The sequence below is a fragment of the Rhizobium sp. TH2 genome (assembly GCF_024707525.1).
GTDB lineage: Bacteria > Pseudomonadota > Alphaproteobacteria > Rhizobiales > Rhizobiaceae > Rhizobium_E.
The window spans coordinates 4,110,541-4,127,753 of the sequence record NZ_CP062231.1 but is presented as its reverse complement, the minus strand read 5'-3'; the positions used below and the strand labels follow the sequence as shown (position 1 = coordinate 4,127,753).

The window sequence follows — 17,213 nt, the reverse complement described above, 5'->3', positions numbered from 1 at the left end:
AGCGCAGGAGTGCTCCCATGAACGTTCGCCCAACACTGGAGATCGAAGCAACCATCACCGAACGCGGCCAGACGACCATACCTGCGGCGATCCGGAAAATGCTGGGCGTCAGCAAGGGGGCGATCGTTTTCAAGGGCATGCCGGACGGAACGGTTGTCATCGAGCCGAAGGTGGATGACCCCGAGGAAGATCCGGTTATCGCGAAGTTCCTGGAATTTCTGGAGCGCGATATTGCCAACAATCCGCAGAATCTCGTGCCGTTTACACAGGAGATGCTTGACGAGATCGATGAACTCATCGGCGATGTTGATATCGATCTGGATGAGCCTCTCAAGGATGACTGAGGTCAGCATTAATGGATGGCGTATCTATCTCCATCCGCTATTTCTTGATCAACAAAATCGTATGATAGAGGAGGTCAGGAAGGCGCGTGCGGTCGATCCTGAGAACTTCGAATCGAAACGTTGCACAAAAATCCTGCGTGCGATGCGAAAGGTGGCGTTCCGAGAAATTCCCAACGATCCCTTCGATCCACAGTTTCGGCAAGGCACCACTCTTGGCGAGGATTACAAGCACTGGTTCCGTGCAAAATTTCTCCAGCAGTATCGGCTCTTCTTCCGCTTCAGTGAAAGGGAGAAGATCATCATTCTCGCCTGGGTGAACGACGAGGACACCAAGCGCGCGTATGAGAGCAAGAACGATGCCTATCGAACTTTCAGGAAAATGCTGGACCGGGGCCATCCGCCAGATGATTGGGCGACGCTGCTAAAGGAAGCGCGGGCGGCTTCCTCGACCTTGAACCACGATATCTAGATCTCAATCGCAAACAAGTCACATTGAGAATCAAATGATTATCCTGATTGTAGGAAAATAATCCTCTTTCATCTTCCCATTTCTCCAACTCCGTGGCACAATCACCCCGTTCTGCCCTCGGCTACCCCGCATGGCGATGCGGGCGAGGCGGAACCGGTGCCTGTTGCGGGAAGACGACGTAAAGTCCCGCTTCAGGCGTCCGCGAGAAGGGGTCTCCCCCGGGTACCGCCTGCAAAGGCCAAGTACGCGTGGCGTGCGTTGTACCGCACACAAGCCCGTCCCCCCGGAAATTTCTGGTCCGGGGTCAGGACGGGCGCAGACGACCGAGTTCGCGGATGAAAATACACCGAACGGGGCACGGCGACGTGTCTTACCGGCTGCCGCAAGGCAGCCATATAACTCGGCACGGAAACGTGCCCCGGCCGATCCTTCATGCGAGGCGCAAGGGGATCGAGGACGTGCATGGTCAAACCACGGAGCGGAACCGCCCGCGTGAACGAAGAGTTGTGCCTGCTGCACAAAAGAAGAGAGCATGTCGATAGCGATAGAATTGGGCTCCAGCCGGGAAAAAGCCGACGCACCTGCACCAATTCCAACGCGGCTGCAACATCACATTTTCGTGTGTCAAGAGTTTTTTCATTTTCTCGGGAACCATTGCCCTTGATATCGGATTTCCCAGTCACAACATCAGAATGGTGGAACTCTCGGGGTTTCGCCGTGTGGCTGGAGATTGGTCATGCTCGCCCGTATTGTGACTGCTACGATTTTTTCTCTGTGTGTCTTTTCAGGCACGGCCTTCGCGGCCGATTCGACCGCAAAGGACGATATCGCGCTCGCCCGCAATTCGATGCTGCTCTATGGCGGCCCGTCGAAGGAATATCCCCGCATCGGAATCGTCACCTGGGGCCAGGGCCTCAACGTGCTCGGCTGTCAGACAGACATGAACTGGTGCGAAGTCCAATCCGACGGCCAGCGCGGCTGGGTGCCGGCCAAGACCATGACATGGTCGGCGGATGGTCCCCGCAAGGTCCTGCGCAAGCGTATCAATCCGCTGCGCCTGACGCTCTGAAGACTGGCGTTTCGCTGTATGGGTACCTGAATTGTCGCGTCTCCTCCCGCAAGGGATTATTAAGGCAAACGTGAAATATCAGGTCATTACCCATATCTTTGCCGGCGCCGCCCACGCCAGCAAGAGCGCAGGCGATCGATGACGGCGAGCAATTCAGATCAAGACCGGGACTTGGATGACGTCTTTTCGCCGTTCCGACGCTTCTTCACACCCCACTATCTGCCGGCGTTTGTCGCCTTTCTCGCGATGTCCGCAGTCATTATCTTTGCCGATATGCAGATGCGGACGATCGAGGAAGGCAAGATCCGCCAGGCCGCGACCGAGGAACTGGGCAGGATCAGGACCCGTCTTGAAAACAACATCAACGGCAATGTGAAGCTGGTGCAGGGCTATGTCGCGACGCTCGAGACCGAGCCTGATATGTCGCAGAAGCGCTTCGCGGAATTGGGCAGCCACATCATCCAGGGCGATACGCCGATCCGCAATGTCGCGGCGGCGCCGGATTTCGTCGTCTCCATGATCTATCCCATCCACGGCAACGAGCGGGTGATCGGCCTCGACTACACGAAAAACGACGCCCAGCGCATCGCGGCGCTCAAGGTGCGCGATACTCGCCGCCTGCTGCTGACCGGTCCGGTCAAGCTCGTCCAGGGCGGCGAGGGCGTGATCGCGCGCTTTCCAGTGATCAATGAACTGCCCGATGGCAGCGATCACTTCTGGGGCATCGTCTCCGTTGTCATCGACGTCGATAAGCTCTATGCCGAAAGCGGGCTCCGCGCGGCGAGCCTCGGCATCGATGTCGCCATGGCCGCCACCAAGGCCGGAAGCGAACGCCGCCCCTTCTTCGGTGACGACAGCATCTTCGAACAAAATCCGGTGGTCATGACGGTCAAGCTCGGTCATGAGGACTGGCAGCTCGCCGCCGTGCCGAAGGCCGGCTGGAGCCAACCGCTTTCCGAGGTCTGGCTTTTCCGCTTGCTGCTTGCGCTGGGTGGCTTCATCGTCGTCGCACCCATGCTGTGGACCGGCCGTCTCACCGAAGAGCGGGTCAGGCATGTCCGGGCGCTGCAGGAGCGCGAGGAAGCGATGCGGGTCCTGTCGCAGCGGCTCGACATCGCGCTCGAGACATCCAAGATCGGCGTCTGGGATTTCAACGCCGTGACCGGGGAACTGATCTGGGACGAACGGATGATGGACCTCTACGACGTCCATCCGTCCGGCGGCAAGGCCAGCTACAGCGATTGGAAGGGCGCGCTGCATCCCGACGACTTCGCCAAGTGCGAGACCGAATTCGCCCGGGCGATCGAGTCCGAGGGCCAGTACAATTCGGATTTCCGCGTCATCTCCCGCAACGGCGATATCCGCCATATCAGGGCGATGGGCACGGCTTACCGGGATTCGCGGGGCCACAAGAAGATCGTCGGCGTCAATTGGGACGTGACCGGCGACGTGCGGCTGCAGGAAGACCTGCGCAATGCCAATCGGCATGCAGATATCCAGAATGCGCAGCTGGAACAGGCACGGCTGGTCATGGAAAGTGCCGCCATGCACGATGCCCTGACCGGTCTTCCCAACCGGCGCTATCTCGATCGGATCGTCACCGAGCATGAACTCAGCGCCAAGCGCGAGCCGCGGCTGACGATCATGCATATCGATCTCGACCGCTTCAAGGATATCAACGACACGCTCGGTCACGCGGCGGGCGACCGCATCCTCAAGCATGCCGCGACGACGCTCAGCGCCAACATTTTCGAAGGCGACTTCCTCGCCCGCATCGGCGGCGACGAATTCGTCATCATTTCCAGCGCCGCCAATGCCGGCCAGGACTATATGGAGCTTGCGACCCGGCTGGTCGATGCCATCTCGCGCCCGCTCATCCATGAAGGCCACGAATGTCGGGTCGGCACCTCGATCGGCATCGCCTCGCGCACCGGCGGCGACGAGGGCATCGGGCAGCTGCTGGTCAATGCCGATATCGCGCTTTACGAGGCCAAGCGCTCCGGGCGCAATCGCGTCGAATGGTTTACGGATACGCTCCGCCAGGTCGCCGTCAACACCAAGAAGACAGCCGACGAGATCCTGCGCGGGCTGGAGCAGAACGAATTCGTCGCTTACTTCCAGCCGCAATTCGACGCGAAGACGCTGGAGATCGTCGGCCTCGAGGCCTTGGTGCGCTGGGACCATCCGACCAAGGGCATCCTGACGCCGGACAAGTTCCTCAGGATCGCCGAGAGCCTCAAGGTCGTCTCGCAGATCGATGCCATCGTGCTCAACCAGGCGCTGCTGCAGCAGTTCCGGCTGGCGGCGGCAGGCTTCCCTGTGCCGAAAGTTTCCGTCAATGTCTCGGCCCAGCGGCTGAGGGATGCGAGCCTGTTCCAGCGGCTCGAAAGCCTCGAATTCAGGCCGGGGTCGCTCTCCTTCGAACTTCTCGAATCGATTTCCTTCGACGGCGACGATGCCGGACTGATCCACCAGATCGAACGGCTGAAGGCGCTCGGCGCCGACATCGAGATCGACGATTTCGGCTCCGGCCATGCCTCGATCGTGACGCTTCTCAAGCTTACGCCGCGCCGGCTCAAGATCGACCGCCAGTTGATCATTCCGCTTCTCGAATCCCGCTCCCAGCAACAGCTCGTCAGTTCGATCATCGATATCGGCCGCTCGCGCGGCATCGAGATCGTCGCGGAGGGCGTCGAGACCATGGCGCATGCCGAAATCCTGCGCGACCTCGGCTGTCATACGCTGCAGGGCTACGGACTTGCTCGGCCCATGGCGCCTGGCGACCTGCTCGGCTTCATCCGCGAACGGCGCTGGCTCAAGGCTACCGAGGCCGTGCGGTCGGCCTGATTCGAACGCCGCCGGAACAACAATGTGCAGTTCGCGTTCATGACCAGGAAACTGGAGGAATGATCATGGGCATCGAACAAGCACCAACCGAAAAAGGCCGCCAGGCTGCGCGCGCTTTCAAGAAAAGCACACGCGAGGACGAGAAGAAGACGGAGGCCCGCATGGGTTCCGAACTCGCCAAGGGCAAGGATCGCTTCGAGGAGCGGTCGAAAAGCTCGGATGGAAAAAGCGCGGGCGCGAAGCAGAACTTGCCTGAATAGCGCGACCGGCGATCTTATTCGGCGAAATGGCCGAACTTTCCGCCGCTATAGACCAGCGAACGGCCTTCGCCCTTGAGTACCGCGACTGCGCGGCCGATGATGATGGCGTGGCTGTGGCGTTCGATGATTTCCTCGACTTCGCAATCGATAGCAGCAAGCGCGTCGGCCAGCACCGGCGCGCCGCTTTCGAGCGTGATCCATTCGGCGCCATCATAACGGGCGAGACCCTTGACGCCGCCAAAGCCGGCAAATTTCTCCGCAACGCCCTGCTGCTCGGTCGACAGGATGTTGACGCAGAAATGGCGGTGACGTTCGATTACCGGCCATGACGATGAGCTCTTGTTGATGTTGACGATCATGGTCGGCGGGTCCATGGAAAGCGCGGTTGCCGTGGTCACGGTCGCGCCAGTGCGGTCATCGCCGACGCCGGCCGTAATGACGGAGATGCCGCCGGCCAGGCTTCGCATCGCACCTTTCACATTGGCAACGTCGGCCGTGAAGGCATTGGCGGGAAAGGCGTTCTCATCCGAGGAACGGGCCGCGTTTTGAGCCAGCGTCATTGGCATTCTCCATGTCTTGTCTCGATCGCCGGCATGCGGCACTCTGGCAGGAACCTAGTTGCAAAATCCGTATTGTCAATAAATTTTATAGACAATATATTGTGACTATGATGCAGAAGGCAGTGTTGAACGTGGCGCAAGTGGATGCAAGGGCGGTGATCGCCATAATCGGTGGCGGATTCACCGGAGCTGCGGTCGCCTATCATCTCGGACGCGATGAGGGGCTGGACGCCCGTGTCGTGGTGTTCGAACCGCGCGAAAAGGTTGGTATGGGCGTGGCCTACGAAACGCTCGATCCCGTGCACCGGATCAATGTGCCGGCGGCGAAGATGAGCCTCGATCCCACCGAGCCCGAGGGCTTCACCCAGTGGATCACCGAAAACGACGCGGTGGCGGGCGACGAGAAGGTCATTTGGCCGGATGGCAGCATCTATCCGCGCCGGCGGGTGTTCGGGGACTATGTGCACGCCCAGGTCTCGCCGCTGATCAGATCCGGACGGATCGAACATGTCAGGACATCCGTGATTCGCATGGAGCCAATCGGCGGCCGGTGGCGAATCGATACGGAGGACGGAAGCACGGTCGAGGCCGACTACGTCGTCATCGCCACAAGCCATCCTTCGCCGGCGGCGCCCAAACCGCTCGCCGCATTTCTCGAAGGCCATCCGCGCTTCATCGCCGATGCGACGAAACCCGACGCACTGAAGCCGGTGCGTCCGGACGATGCCGTTCTTGTCGTCGGCAACGGCCTGACATCGGCCGATGTGATCGCTGCGCTCGTAGACGGAGGCCACAAGGGGCCGATTACCGCAGTATCGCGCCGCGGCCTGCGTTCGCGCGGCCACGCGCCAAAAGTGCAGGAAGCGTTCGGCGATTTCACCGCCCGTCCCATCCGCTCGGCCCGGCTTCTGTCGAAACGCATCCGCGAGGCGATCCGCGATGCCGCCATCTTCGATCTCAGCTGGCACGCGGTGATCGATGCCGTGCGGGCGCAGGGCCTGCAGATCTGGACCAACCTGTCGATCGAGGAACGGAAGCGGCTGGTCCGTCATCTCAGGCCTTTCTGGGACGTACACCGCTTCCGCATCGCACCGCAGATCGAGGCCAGCGTCGATAGTGCGATTGCTTCGGGCCAGCTGGAAGTGCTCGCGGCCTCCGTCGGAGCCGTCTGTTACAATGGCCCGAAGATCAGGACGGTCCTCAGGCTCGCCCATCAGCGCGGCACGTTGATCCGCGACTTCGATGCTGTCGTGGTGACCACGGGTCCGGCACATGGCGGTATCATCGAAAGCCAGCCTTATCTCGCCGGCCTTTCCTCTGCAGGACTTATCACAGCCGATCCCGCCCGCCTCGGCATTGCCTGCGACGACCACGCCCTCGCGACGAGCGGTAGTGGTGAGGCGACGTCCGGGCTTTACATAGCGGGACCGCTGGCGCGAGGCACGTTCGGCGAGTTGATGGGGCTGCCGCAGGTCTCCGAGCATGCGGCCTTCGTGGCCTCGGAAGTGGCGCTGGCGATTGTCGGCGCACGCGGCGAGTCTGCAACGGACGCCGCTTGATTCCTCCGAAGGCGATTTTGGAAGTTTGCACTTTTTTGGATCGTGAATCCTCCAGTTCTCGATATCTGGAATTCTGATCCGAAAAGCGCATTCAATTTAGAAATTTATTATCTCGATAAATTTGATAGACTATATCAATATAATGCAATCGAGAACGAACATGCTCAGGACCGCCGTTCTCATAACCGTGGAACAGACCAGGAGCAGCTTCCATGATCACTCGGAGACATACACTCGGCCTTCTCGGCGCCGCCGCAGCAGCCTTCACGTTGCCGCAGGTAAAGGCGGCACGCGCCGCCGTGACGCTTCGCATCGGCTGGCAGAAATTCGGCGTGCTGGCGCTTGCCAAGCAGAACGGCGCGCTGGAAAAGCGTCTGGCATCGAAAGGCGTGACGATCGAGTGGTCGGAATTCAATTCGGGACCGCCGCTTCTCGAAGCGCTCGGCGCCAATGCGCTCGATTTCGGCCCGACCGGCGACGTGCCGCCGCTCTTCGCCCAGGCAGCCGGCGGAAACCTACTCTATGTCGGCACCTACAGGCCGCCGGCGGCATTCCACGGCATTCTCGTCCACAAGGACTCGCCGATCCAGAAGCTGGACGATCTCAAGGGCAAAAAGGTCGCGTACAAGCGCGGCTCGAGCGCCCACAACTTTGCCTTCAAGGCGCTGGCGACTGTCGGCCTGACACCTGACGACGTCGAGAATGTCGATCTGCCGCCGCCGGATGCGGCTGCTGCATTCAAGAACGGTTCGATCGATGCGTGGGCCATCTGGGATCCATTCTTCGCGGTCGCCGAATCCGATCCGCAGGCGCGGCTGCTCGTCACGTCCGAGGGCATCGTCGAAGCCTGGGGCTATTGGCTCGGCAACGGCGATTTCGTCGCCGCCAATCCTGAGATCGTCATCGAACTGATCAACGAACTGGCCAAGGTCGGCGCGGCAGCTCAAGCCGATCTCGACGGCACGGCGAAGGCGCTTTCGGCGCTGACCGGCGTTTCGGAGGAAATCACCAAGGTGACGCTGACCCGCGCCGGCTCCGACCTCGGCAAGGTGGGAACCGTCACCGACGATGCCGTGACCTACCAGCAGGCACTCGCCGACGATTTCTTCAAGCTGGGCGTCCTGCCCAGGCAGCTCACCATCAACGACATCGTCTGGCGACCGAAGGGCGCCTGACGCGAGGCCAATCACGGCAAGAGAGAGAAAGGAAGCGACGATGTTCACACGCAGGCAGACTTTGGGGCTCATCGGAGCGGCGGGCGCCGCGCTTGCCATGCCGAACATCCGTACGGCGCAGGCAGCCACGGCCACCACATTCCGGATCGGCTGGCAGAAGAACGGCGTGCTTGCGCTCGCCAAGAGCCTCGGCTCGCTCGAGAAGCGGCTGGCTCCGCGCGGCGTCGGGGTCACCTGGGCGGAGTTCACCTCGGGCCCGCCGCTGCTCGAAGCGCTCGGCGCCGATGCGCTCGACTTCGGCCCGACCGGCGACGTGCCGCCGCTTTTCGCCCAGGCGGCGGGTGGCAACCTTCTCTATGTCGGCGCCTATAGGGGGCCGTCCACCGGATCGGCAATTCTCGTTCACAAGGATTCGCAGATCCAGAAACTGGAAGACCTCAAGGGCAAGAAGGTCGCCTTCAAGCGTGGTTCCAGTGCGCATAACTTTACCGTCAAGGCGCTCCGCAAGGCCGGTCTCGCGCTCGGCGACGTGGACGCCGTGGACCTGCCGCCGCCGGATGCGGCTGCGGCGTTCAAGACCAATTCGATCGATGCCTGGGCGATCTGGGATCCCTACTACGCGATTGCCGAAGCCGATCCGGACACCCGCGTCCTGACCACGGCGGACGGCATCGTCCAATCCTGGAGCTTCTATCTCGGCAACACCGATTTCACGAATGCCAATCCGGAGATCGTGGAGGAGGTGATCGACGAACTGACCAAGGTCGGCACCGCGGCCCAGTCCAATCTCGACGAGACGATCAAGGCGCTTTCGGCGATCACCGGCGTCAAGGAAGACGTGACCCGCATCGTGCTCAACCGGCCCGGTGCCGACCTCGGCAGGGTCTACCCGCTGACCGACGAGGCCGTGACCTACCAGCAGGCGCTTGCCGACGAGTTCCACGGACTCGGCATCCTGCCGAAGAAACTCAACATCAGCGATATCGTCTGGCGACCGCGCGCCTCTTGAGGCGCGCCGCGGCGATCCATTTCAAGGAGTCCTTTTCATGTCGAGCAAGAAACCGATCGACTTCATGTGGTTCATCCCGACATCGGGTGACGGGACCTATCTCGGTTCGAGCGAACTGAATCGTGCGCCGGATTTCCGCTATCTCCGCGAGATCGCCCAGGCGGTGGATCGTCTCGGCTATTCCGGCGTGCTGCTGCCGACGGGCGTGGCCTGCGAGGAATCCTTCGTGACCGCAGCAGGTCTTGCCACGGCGACCGAACGGCTGAAGTTCCTGGTCGCGATCCGGCCGGGAACGGCATCGCCCGCCTATTATGCGCGCCTTGCCACCACGCTCGATCGCATTTCCAATGGCCGGCTGCTGCTCAACATCGTGGTCGGCGGCAGTCCCGCCGAACTCGCCGGCGACGGCATCTTCCTGCCGCATGACGAGCGCTACGACCACGCCGACGAATTCTTCGACGTGTTCGAAGCACTGCTGGCCAAGGGCGAGGCAACGCTCGATGGCAAGTACATCCAGGCAAAGGGTGCGCGACTCGGCTTCCCGCCGGTGCAAGCCCCCCGCCCGCCGCTCTATTTCGGCGGCTCGTCGGATGCCGGCATCGACTTTTACGCCAACCGTGGCGACAAGTATCTCACCTGGGGCGAACCGCCCGCACAGGTGGCCGAGAAGATCGAAGCCGTGCGCAAGGCCTGCGCCAAGACGGGCCGTGACCCCAGCTTCGGCATCCGTCTCCACCTGATCGTGCGCGAGACGGACGAGGAAGCCTGGGAAGCGGCCGACAAGCTGATCTCCAAGCTCGGCGACGATACGATTGCCGAAGCGCAGGCACGCTTTGTGACGGAAGCGGATTCCGTGGGCCAGAAGCGCATGGCGGCATTGCATAACGGCCGTCGCGACAAGCTGGAAGTCTCCCCGAACCTCTGGGCCGGCATCGGCCTCGTGCGGTCCGGTGCGGGCACGGCACTTGTCGGCTCCCCGAAGACCGTCGCGGCGCGGCTCCGCGAATACCAGGACATCGGCATCGATACCTTGATCGCATCCGGCTATCCGCATCTGGAAGAGGCCTATCGGGTCGCGGAACTGTTGTTCCCCGAACTCGGCATCGACAGTGGCGCAAAGACGGTCAATCCCAACAGCGAGTTCCCGCAGGCGCGGGTCTTTGGAGGTGGCGGCCATGGCGGCAATCTCAAGGTCGTTTCGGGATCGTGAATTGGACGATTGGCGCGGCGGGCAATCGCCGCGTCTTTCGCATCAGACGGGAGGCCCACGGGATGACCAGAGAGGCCATCGGGATGACCAGAACGGAGATGATCCAGTGACCACGATCGATTCATATGAAGGCCCGGCGATCGCCGGCCAACGCCGGTCGAAACCGGCCACCATCCGGCTACCGTCCTTCGAGCCTCGCAACCTGCTGCCCTATGTGGTGCCGGTCGCCGTCATCCTGCTGTGGCAGTTCCTGTCATCGGTGGGCTGGATTTCGGCGCGCATCATGCCGTCGCCGCTCGATGTCGTGGCTGCCTTCTGGGAAACGACGCGGACGGGGCAATTGCCGCATGACATCGCGGTCAGTGCCGGTCGCGCGCTGGCGGGTCTCGTGGTGGGTGGCTCAATCGGTTTCCTGCTCGGCATCGCCAATGGCGTGTCGAAGCTTTCCGAACAACTCACCGATACGACGCTGCAGATGGTCCGTACCGTCCCGCATCTGGCGATGATACCGCTCGTCATCCTGTGGTTCGGCATCGGTGAGGAATCCAAGCTTTTCCTCACTTCGCTCGGTGTGCTGTTTCCCATCTATCTCAACACCTATCACGGCGTGCGCAATGTCGACCGCGACCTGATCGAGATGGGCCGCGTCTATGGCATGGGCAACTGGTCGCTGTTCCGCAAGATCATCTTCCCCGCCGCCCTGCCGTCGATCTTCGTCGGCCTGCGCTATGCGCTCGGCATCATGTGGCTGACGCTGATCGTTTCGGAATCGATCGCCGCGTCTTCCGGCATCGGCCACATGGCCAACACGGCGCGCGAATTCATGATGACCGATGTCGTGGTGCTGGCGCTGGTGATCTATGCGCTGCTGGGCAAGCTCGCCGATGTCGTCGCACGGTTCCTGGAGCGCAAGGCGCTGTCCTGGAACCCGGCCTATCAGAAATAAGGAGCCTCCCATGGCAATCGCAACAGCTCAGCGCACAGGCAATGGACTTGAGAATTTTCCCGATAGCCTGGCCGGCGAACGCGCCGTCGGGCTGCGCCTCGAAGGCATCGAGAAGACATTCGGTTCCAACCGCGTGTTGCGTGGCATCGATCTCGAAGTGCCTGCCGGCCAGTTCGTGGCTGTTGTCGGCAAGAGCGGCTGCGGCAAGTCTACGCTGCTGCGCATCCTGATGGGGCTCGACAGCCATACCGGCGGCAACCTGTCATTCCACAGCGCCGATGGCACCGAAACGACGCCCAATGGGCGGATAGTGTTCCAGGAGCCGAGGCTGCTGCCCTGGTTCGACGTAGCGGACAATGTCGCGGTTGGTCTCGGCGAAGGGGTGCCGGCGGCGGAGGGACGGGCGAAGGCGCGGGTGGCGCTTAACGAGGTCCAGTTGACGGAGAAGGCCAAGGAATGGCCGTCGCGGCTCTCCGGCGGCCAACGGCAGCGTGTGGCGCTGGCCCGGGCGCTGGTATCGAAGCCGAATTTCCTGGCGCTCGACGAGCCGCTTGGCGCGCTCGACGCACTGACCCGCATCAGCATGCAGCAATTGCTCAGCCGCGTGTGGCGCGAACAGGGCTTCACGGCGGTGCTGGTGACACATGATGTGAGTGAAGCGGTGCATCTCGCCGACCGGGTGATCGTGCTGGACGAAGGCCGCATTTCCAGGGATATTGCAGTGCCTCACCCGCATCCGCGCAAGCACGGTTCGGCGGAGCTTTCCGAGCTCGAGGGCGAACTGCTATCAACCATCCTCGGCGGTCACTCATACTAGCGGGCATGTTTTCCTAAGAAGAATATTTTATTCCTCAAGGTTGATTTGACCGCGGTCCTCTGTTAGCACTCTTCTCCACCTACACAAAGTGGAGACGTTGGCTATGTGCGGTATTGTCGGATTGTTCCTGAAGGATCGGAGTCTCGAGCCTCAACTGGGTGCGCTGCTCTCGGATATGCTGATCACGATGTCCGATCGCGGTCCGGATTCGGCCGGCATCGCCATCTACGGATCGGCAGCCGAGGGGCGCGCCAAGGTGACCCTGCAGTCGGCCAAGCCCAAGGTTGATTTCGCGGGCCTCGCGGAGGATCTTTCACGCGCCGGCATCAAGGCCACGGTGGCCGTCAAGAGCACCCATGCGGTGGTCGAATTCGACGCTGCCGACATCGCCTCGATCCGTTCGAAGATTGCTGAAGTCCGCCCGGATGTGAAGATCATGAGTTCGGGCGATAGCGTCGAAATCTACAAGGAAGTCGGCCTGCCCAAGGACGTCGTGGCGCGCTTCGACGTGCGCGGAATGTCCGGCTCGCATGGCATCGGCCACACCCGCATGGCGACGGAATCGGCGGTGACGACGCTCGGCGCTCACCCGTTCTCGACCGGCGGCGATCAGTGCCTCGTACATAACGGTTCGCTCTCCAACCACAACAACCTGCGTCGCGAACTCAAGCGCGAGGGCATGACCTTCGAGACCGAGAACGACACCGAGGTTGCTGCCGCCTATCTCACCGCCGAGATGGCCAAGGGTAAGGACCTCGGCCAAGCTCTGACCGGCGCGCTCGATGATCTCGACGGCTTCTTCACTTTCGTCGTTGGCACTAAATCGGGCTTCGGCGTGGTGCGCGACCCGATCGCCTGCAAGCCCGCCGTCATGGCCGAGACCGAGCAGTATGTCGCCTTCGGCTCCGAATACCGGGCGCTCGTCAACCTGCCGGGCATCGAAAACGCCCGTGTGTGGGAGCCGGAGCCCGCCACCGTCTATTTCTGGGATCATGAAAAAGCCGCCTGAGCCGGCACGAACGAGAAAGTTTTCTAATGCCGGTTTTCGATCTTTCGACGACGCCCCTCAGGGAACTCAACAGCGCGCTCCATGCGCTCCCCCAAGGTGCCAACGATACGCAGTTCGAGGTGATCAACCCACGCGGTAGCCATTCGGTGGCGGTCGGAGTGGATGCAGCAGTCAATGTCGATGTCAAAGGCTCGGTCGGTTACTACTGCGCCGGGATGAACGATGGCGGCACGATCACCGTGCACGGCTCGGCCGGGCCGGGCGTCGCCGAGAACATGATGTCGGGCACCGTCGTGATCGAGGGCGATGCCAGCCAGTATGCCGGCGCCACCGGTCGCGGCGGATTGCTGGTCGTCAAGGGTAATGCGGCCTCGCGCTGCGGCATTTCGATGAAGGGCATCGATATCGTCGTGCATGGCAATATTGGTCATATGTCGGCTTTCATGGGACAATCCGGTCACCTCGTCGTGCTGGGCGATGCCGGCGACGCGCTGGGCGACTCGCTCTACGAGGCCAAGCTCTTCGTGCGCGGCAAGGTCAAGAGCCTCGGCGCCGATTGCATCGAGAAGGAAATGCGGCCGGAGCATATCACGGTGCTGGCCGGACTTCTGGCCAAGGCTGGCGTGACTGGCGTCAAGCCGGAAGAATTCAAACGCTACGGCTCCGCCCGCAAACTCTACAATTTCAACATCGACAACGCCGACGCATACTGAGCGACGAGAGGGCATTCATGTCGTACCACAATCCCTATACGCCGCCTCGCAAGTCAGCGACGTTCGATGACTATACGCTTGCGGAAATTCGCCGTGCGGCGGCGACCGGCATCTATGATATCCGGGGCGCCGGCGCCAAGCGCAAGGTGCCGCATTTCGACGATCTGCTGTTTCTCGGTGCCTCGATCTCGCGCTATCCGCTCGAAGGCTATCGCGAGACCTGCGACACATCCGTGGTGCTCGGCTCGCGCTTCGCCAAGAAGCCGATCCGGCTCAAGACGCCGATCACCATTGCCGGGATGAGCTTCGGCGCACTGTCGGGCAATGCCAAGGAAGCGCTCGGACGCGGCGCAACCATTGCCGGCACCTCGACCACCACAGGCGACGGCGGCATGACGGACGAGGAGCGCGGCCACAGCCAGACGCTGGTCTACCAGTACCTGCCGTCACGCTACGGCATGAACCCAAGGGATCTGCGCCGCGCCGATGCGATCGAGATCGTGGTGGGCCAGGGCGCCAAGCCCGGCGGCGGCGGCATGTTGCTCGGCCAGAAGATTTCCGACCGTGTCGCGAACATGCGCAACCTGCCGAAAGGCATCGACCAGCGCTCGGCCTGCCGTCACCCGGACTGGACCGGCCCTGATGATCTCGAGATCAAGATCCTCGAACTGCGCGAAATCACCGACTGGGAAAAGCCGATCTATGTGAAGGTCGGCGGCGCGCGGCCCTATTACGATACCGCGCTTGCCGTGAAAGCCGGCGCCGACGTCGTGGTGCTCGATGGCATGCAGGGCGGTACTGCGGCGACGCAGGATGTCTTCATCGAAAATGTCGGCATGCCGACGCTCGCCTGTATCCGCCCCGCCGTCCAGGCGCTGCAGGAACTCGGCATGCATCGCAAGGTGCAGCTGGTGATCTCCGGCGGCATTCGTTCGGGTGCCGATGTGGCCAAGGCTTTGGCGCTCGGCGCCGACGCGGTTGCCATCGGTACGGCGGCGCTCGTGGCGATCGGCGACAACGACCCGCACTGGGAGGAAGAATACCGCAAGCTCGGCACGACAGCCGGCGCCTATGACGACTGGCACGAGGGCAAGGACCCGGCCGGCATCACGACGCAGGACCCTGAACTCGCCATGCGGCTCGACCCGGTTGCTGCCGGACGGCGTCTCGCAAATTTCCTCAAGGTGATGACGCTGGAAGCGCAGACCATCGCGCGCGCCTGCGGCAAGAACCACCTGCACAATCTCGAGCCGGAAGACCTGGTGGCGCTGACGATCGAGGCATCCGCCATGGCGCAGGTGCCGCTTGCCGGCACGAGCTGGATCCCGGGCAAGGGCGGTTTCTGACATGGCTAGCTACACGGCAACGATAGTCTGGGAACGCGCTCCTGAGGAGCCGTTCACCGACAATCGCTACGGCCGTGGGCATAGCTGGTCGTTCGACGGCGGGGTGAGCATACGCGCGTCCTCGTCGCCGCATGTCGTGCCACGCTATTCCGATCCCGCAGGCGTGGATCCGGAAGAGGCCTTCATCGCCAGCCTCTCCTCCTGCCACATGCTGACCTTCCTGTACCTCGCGGCCAAGCGCGGACTGGTGGTCAATCGCTATGAGGACATCGCCGACGGCGTGATGTCCAAGAACGAAGCGGGGCGCTTCTGGGTGTCCCGCGTCACGCTCAAGCCGCGCATTGACTGGGAAGGCGCGCGGCCTGCGGCGGATATAATCGATGAACTTCATCATGCGGCGCATGACGAGTGCTTCATCGCGAATTCCGTTCGGACCGAGGTGCGGTGCGAACCTGCTGAATAAGGCCCGCGTGGCCGATCGAAAACGAGGAATGGGGAACCGACGGATGACAATCGATCTTGAAGCCTGGGCCAAGGAGCGGGGCGTCAAATATTTCATGATCAGCTTCACCGATCTTTTCGGGGCGCAGCGCGCGAAGCTGGTTCCGACGGCAGCGATCAGAGGCATGCAGGAAGAGGGCGCCGGATTTGCCGGTTTTGCCACCTGGCTCGACATGACGCCGGCGCATCCCGATCTGTTCGCCCGGCCGGATGCGTCTTCGGCCATCCAGCTTCCCTGGAAGAAGGAAACGGCCTGGGTCGCGGCGGATTGCTGGATGGACAACAAGCAGGTCGAACAGGCGCCGCGCAATACGCTCAAGCGCCTGGTGGCCGAAGCGGCGTCCGACGGCCTGCGCGTGAAGACGGGCGTCGAGCCGGAATTCTTCCTGATCTCGCCTGATGGCTCCAAGATTTCCGACGAGTTCGATACCGGCGAAAAGCCGTGCTACGACCAGCAGGCGCTGATGCGGCGCTATGACGTGATCACCGAGATCTGCGACCACATGCTGGAACTCGGCTGGAAGCCCTACCAGAACGACCATGAGGACGCGAACGGCCAGTTCGAGATGAACTGGGAATATGACGACGCGCTGCAAACGGCGGACAAGCATTCCTTCTTCAAGTTCATGGTCAAGTCGGTTGCCGAAAAGCATGGCCTGCGCGCGACATTCATGCCCAAGCCGTTCAAGGGCCTGACCGGCAACGGCTGCCATGCGCATATCTCGGTCTGGGATACCGCGGGCAAAACCAATGCCTTCGCCGATCCGAAGATGGATTTCGGCCTGTCGGCACGCGGCCGCACCTTCCTCGGCGGCATCATGAAGCACGCTTCGGCGCTTGCTGCGGTCACCAACCCGACGGTCAATTCCTACAAGCGCATCAACGCGCCGCGTACGATCTCGGGTGCCACCTGGGCGCCCAACAGCGTGACCTGGACCGGCAACAACCGCACGCACATGGTCCGCGTGCCGGGGCCGGGCCGCTTCGAGCTTCGCCTGCCGGATGGTGCGGTGAACCCATATCTGTTGCAGGCGATCATCATCGCGGCTGGCCTCTCGGGCATGCGCAGCCAGGCCGATCCCGGGCCGCATCACAACATCGACATGTACAAGGACGGGCACACGGTCAAGAATGCCCCGAAGCTGCCGCTCAATCTTCTCGATGCATTGCGCGAATACGAGAAGGATACCGAGCTTCAGACGGCGCTCGGCGCCGAATTCTCGGCCGCCTACCTGAAGCTCAAGCATGGCGAGTGGAATGCCTATTGCGGACAGTTCACCGCATGGGAACATTCGACGACGCTCGACGTATAAGCCTGAATCTGTTGCGAGATCTTGCCCGGTGACATCCGAGCAAGATCTCTCGTCGATTTGTATTTG

17 protein-coding genes are annotated in these 17,213 nt (G+C 61.9%); 16 read left to right on the top strand and 1 reads right to left on the bottom strand.

All coding sequences use genetic code 11. The features are described from left to right. Nucleotides 1-17 precede the first annotated feature (17 nt). From IHQ71_RS20460 to IHQ71_RS20440, 5 genes are all read left to right on the top strand, one after another. Nucleotides 18-344, top strand: coding sequence for a type II toxin-antitoxin system PrlF family antitoxin (locus IHQ71_RS20460; protein ID WP_258158272.1), 327 nt, complete (start codon nucleotides 18-20; stop codon nucleotides 342-344). Further along, complete coding sequence (locus IHQ71_RS20455) at nucleotides 337-813, top strand: type II toxin-antitoxin system YhaV family toxin (protein ID WP_258158271.1); 477 nt, start codon at nucleotides 337-339, stop codon at nucleotides 811-813. Before IHQ71_RS20460 ends, IHQ71_RS20455 begins: the two co-directional genes overlap by 8 nt. A gap of 736 nt (nucleotides 814-1,549) precedes the next feature. Then, nucleotides 1,550-1,882: an SH3 domain-containing protein gene (locus IHQ71_RS20450; RefSeq protein WP_258158270.1), complete on the top strand. Its 333-nt coding sequence runs from the start codon at nucleotides 1,550-1,552 to the stop codon at nucleotides 1,880-1,882. Nucleotides 1,883-2,053: 171 nt separating this feature from the next. After that, nucleotides 2,054-4,729: an EAL domain-containing protein gene (locus tag IHQ71_RS20445; protein ID WP_258158269.1), complete on the top strand. Its 2,676-nt coding sequence runs from the start codon at nucleotides 2,054-2,056 to the stop codon at nucleotides 4,727-4,729. 65 nt (nucleotides 4,730-4,794) lie between these two features. Continuing rightward, complete coding sequence (locus tag IHQ71_RS20440; protein WP_258158268.1) at nucleotides 4,795-4,989, top strand: hypothetical protein; 195 nt, start codon at nucleotides 4,795-4,797, stop codon at nucleotides 4,987-4,989. Between the two features lie 14 nt (nucleotides 4,990-5,003). Here the strand turns inward: IHQ71_RS20440 and IHQ71_RS20435 are convergent, their stop codons facing one another. Beyond that, the gene (locus IHQ71_RS20435) at nucleotides 5,004-5,549 is read right to left on the bottom strand and encodes a flavin reductase family protein (RefSeq protein ID WP_258158267.1); all 546 of its coding nucleotides are present in this window, start codon (nucleotides 5,547-5,549) and stop codon (nucleotides 5,004-5,006) included. A 110-nt stretch (nucleotides 5,550-5,659) separates the two neighbouring features. Here IHQ71_RS20435 and IHQ71_RS20430 point away from each other — a divergent pair, with 110 nt between their 5' ends. From IHQ71_RS20430 to glnT, 11 genes are all read left to right on the top strand, one after another. Continuing rightward, nucleotides 5,660-7,108, top strand: a complete 1,449-nt coding sequence (locus IHQ71_RS20430) for an FAD/NAD(P)-binding protein (protein WP_374990045.1) — start codon at nucleotides 5,660-5,662, stop codon at nucleotides 7,106-7,108. 212 nt (nucleotides 7,109-7,320) lie between these two features. Then, complete coding sequence (locus IHQ71_RS20425) at nucleotides 7,321-8,283, top strand: aliphatic sulfonate ABC transporter substrate-binding protein (RefSeq protein WP_258158266.1); 963 nt, start codon at nucleotides 7,321-7,323, stop codon at nucleotides 8,281-8,283. Between the two features lie 40 nt (nucleotides 8,284-8,323). Next, nucleotides 8,324-9,292 carry an aliphatic sulfonate ABC transporter substrate-binding protein gene (locus IHQ71_RS20420; RefSeq protein WP_258158265.1) on the top strand — a complete coding sequence of 323 codons (969 nt, stop codon included), beginning with the start codon at nucleotides 8,324-8,326 and terminating at the stop codon, nucleotides 9,290-9,292. Between the two features lie 37 nt (nucleotides 9,293-9,329). Further along, nucleotides 9,330-10,502, top strand: coding sequence for an FMNH2-dependent alkanesulfonate monooxygenase (gene ssuD, locus IHQ71_RS20415; RefSeq protein WP_258158264.1), 1,173 nt, complete (start codon nucleotides 9,330-9,332; stop codon nucleotides 10,500-10,502). Between the two features lie 139 nt (nucleotides 10,503-10,641). Next, nucleotides 10,642-11,448: an ABC transporter permease subunit gene (locus IHQ71_RS20410; protein ID WP_374990044.1), complete on the top strand. Its 807-nt coding sequence runs from the start codon at nucleotides 10,642-10,644 to the stop codon at nucleotides 11,446-11,448. 10 nt (nucleotides 11,449-11,458) lie between these two features. Next, the gene (locus IHQ71_RS20405) at nucleotides 11,459-12,265 is read left to right on the top strand and encodes an ABC transporter ATP-binding protein (protein WP_258158262.1); all 807 of its coding nucleotides are present in this window, start codon (nucleotides 11,459-11,461) and stop codon (nucleotides 12,263-12,265) included. A 103-nt stretch (nucleotides 12,266-12,368) separates the two neighbouring features. Beyond that, a complete protein-coding gene (locus IHQ71_RS20400) occupies nucleotides 12,369-13,274 on the top strand; it encodes a glutamine amidotransferase family protein (RefSeq protein ID WP_258158261.1) in 906 nt (301 codons plus the stop codon). A 26-nt stretch (nucleotides 13,275-13,300) separates the two neighbouring features. Beyond that, nucleotides 13,301-13,987 (top strand): GXGXG domain-containing protein, encoded by a 687-nt coding sequence (locus IHQ71_RS20395; protein WP_258158260.1) that lies wholly within the window; start codon nucleotides 13,301-13,303, stop codon nucleotides 13,985-13,987. Nucleotides 13,988-14,004: 17 nt separating this feature from the next. Further along, the gene (locus IHQ71_RS20390) at nucleotides 14,005-15,333 is read left to right on the top strand and encodes an FMN-binding glutamate synthase family protein (protein ID WP_258158259.1); all 1,329 of its coding nucleotides are present in this window, start codon (nucleotides 14,005-14,007) and stop codon (nucleotides 15,331-15,333) included. A gap of 1 nt (nucleotide 15,334) precedes the next feature. Continuing rightward, on the top strand, nucleotides 15,335-15,796 hold the full coding sequence (locus tag IHQ71_RS20385) for an OsmC family protein (protein WP_258158258.1): 462 nt from the start codon (nucleotides 15,335-15,337) through the stop codon (nucleotides 15,794-15,796). Nucleotides 15,797-15,839: 43 nt separating this feature from the next. Further along, complete coding sequence (gene glnT / locus IHQ71_RS20380) at nucleotides 15,840-17,147, top strand: type III glutamate--ammonia ligase (RefSeq protein WP_258158257.1); 1,308 nt, start codon at nucleotides 15,840-15,842, stop codon at nucleotides 17,145-17,147. Nucleotides 17,148-17,213 lie beyond the last annotated feature (66 nt).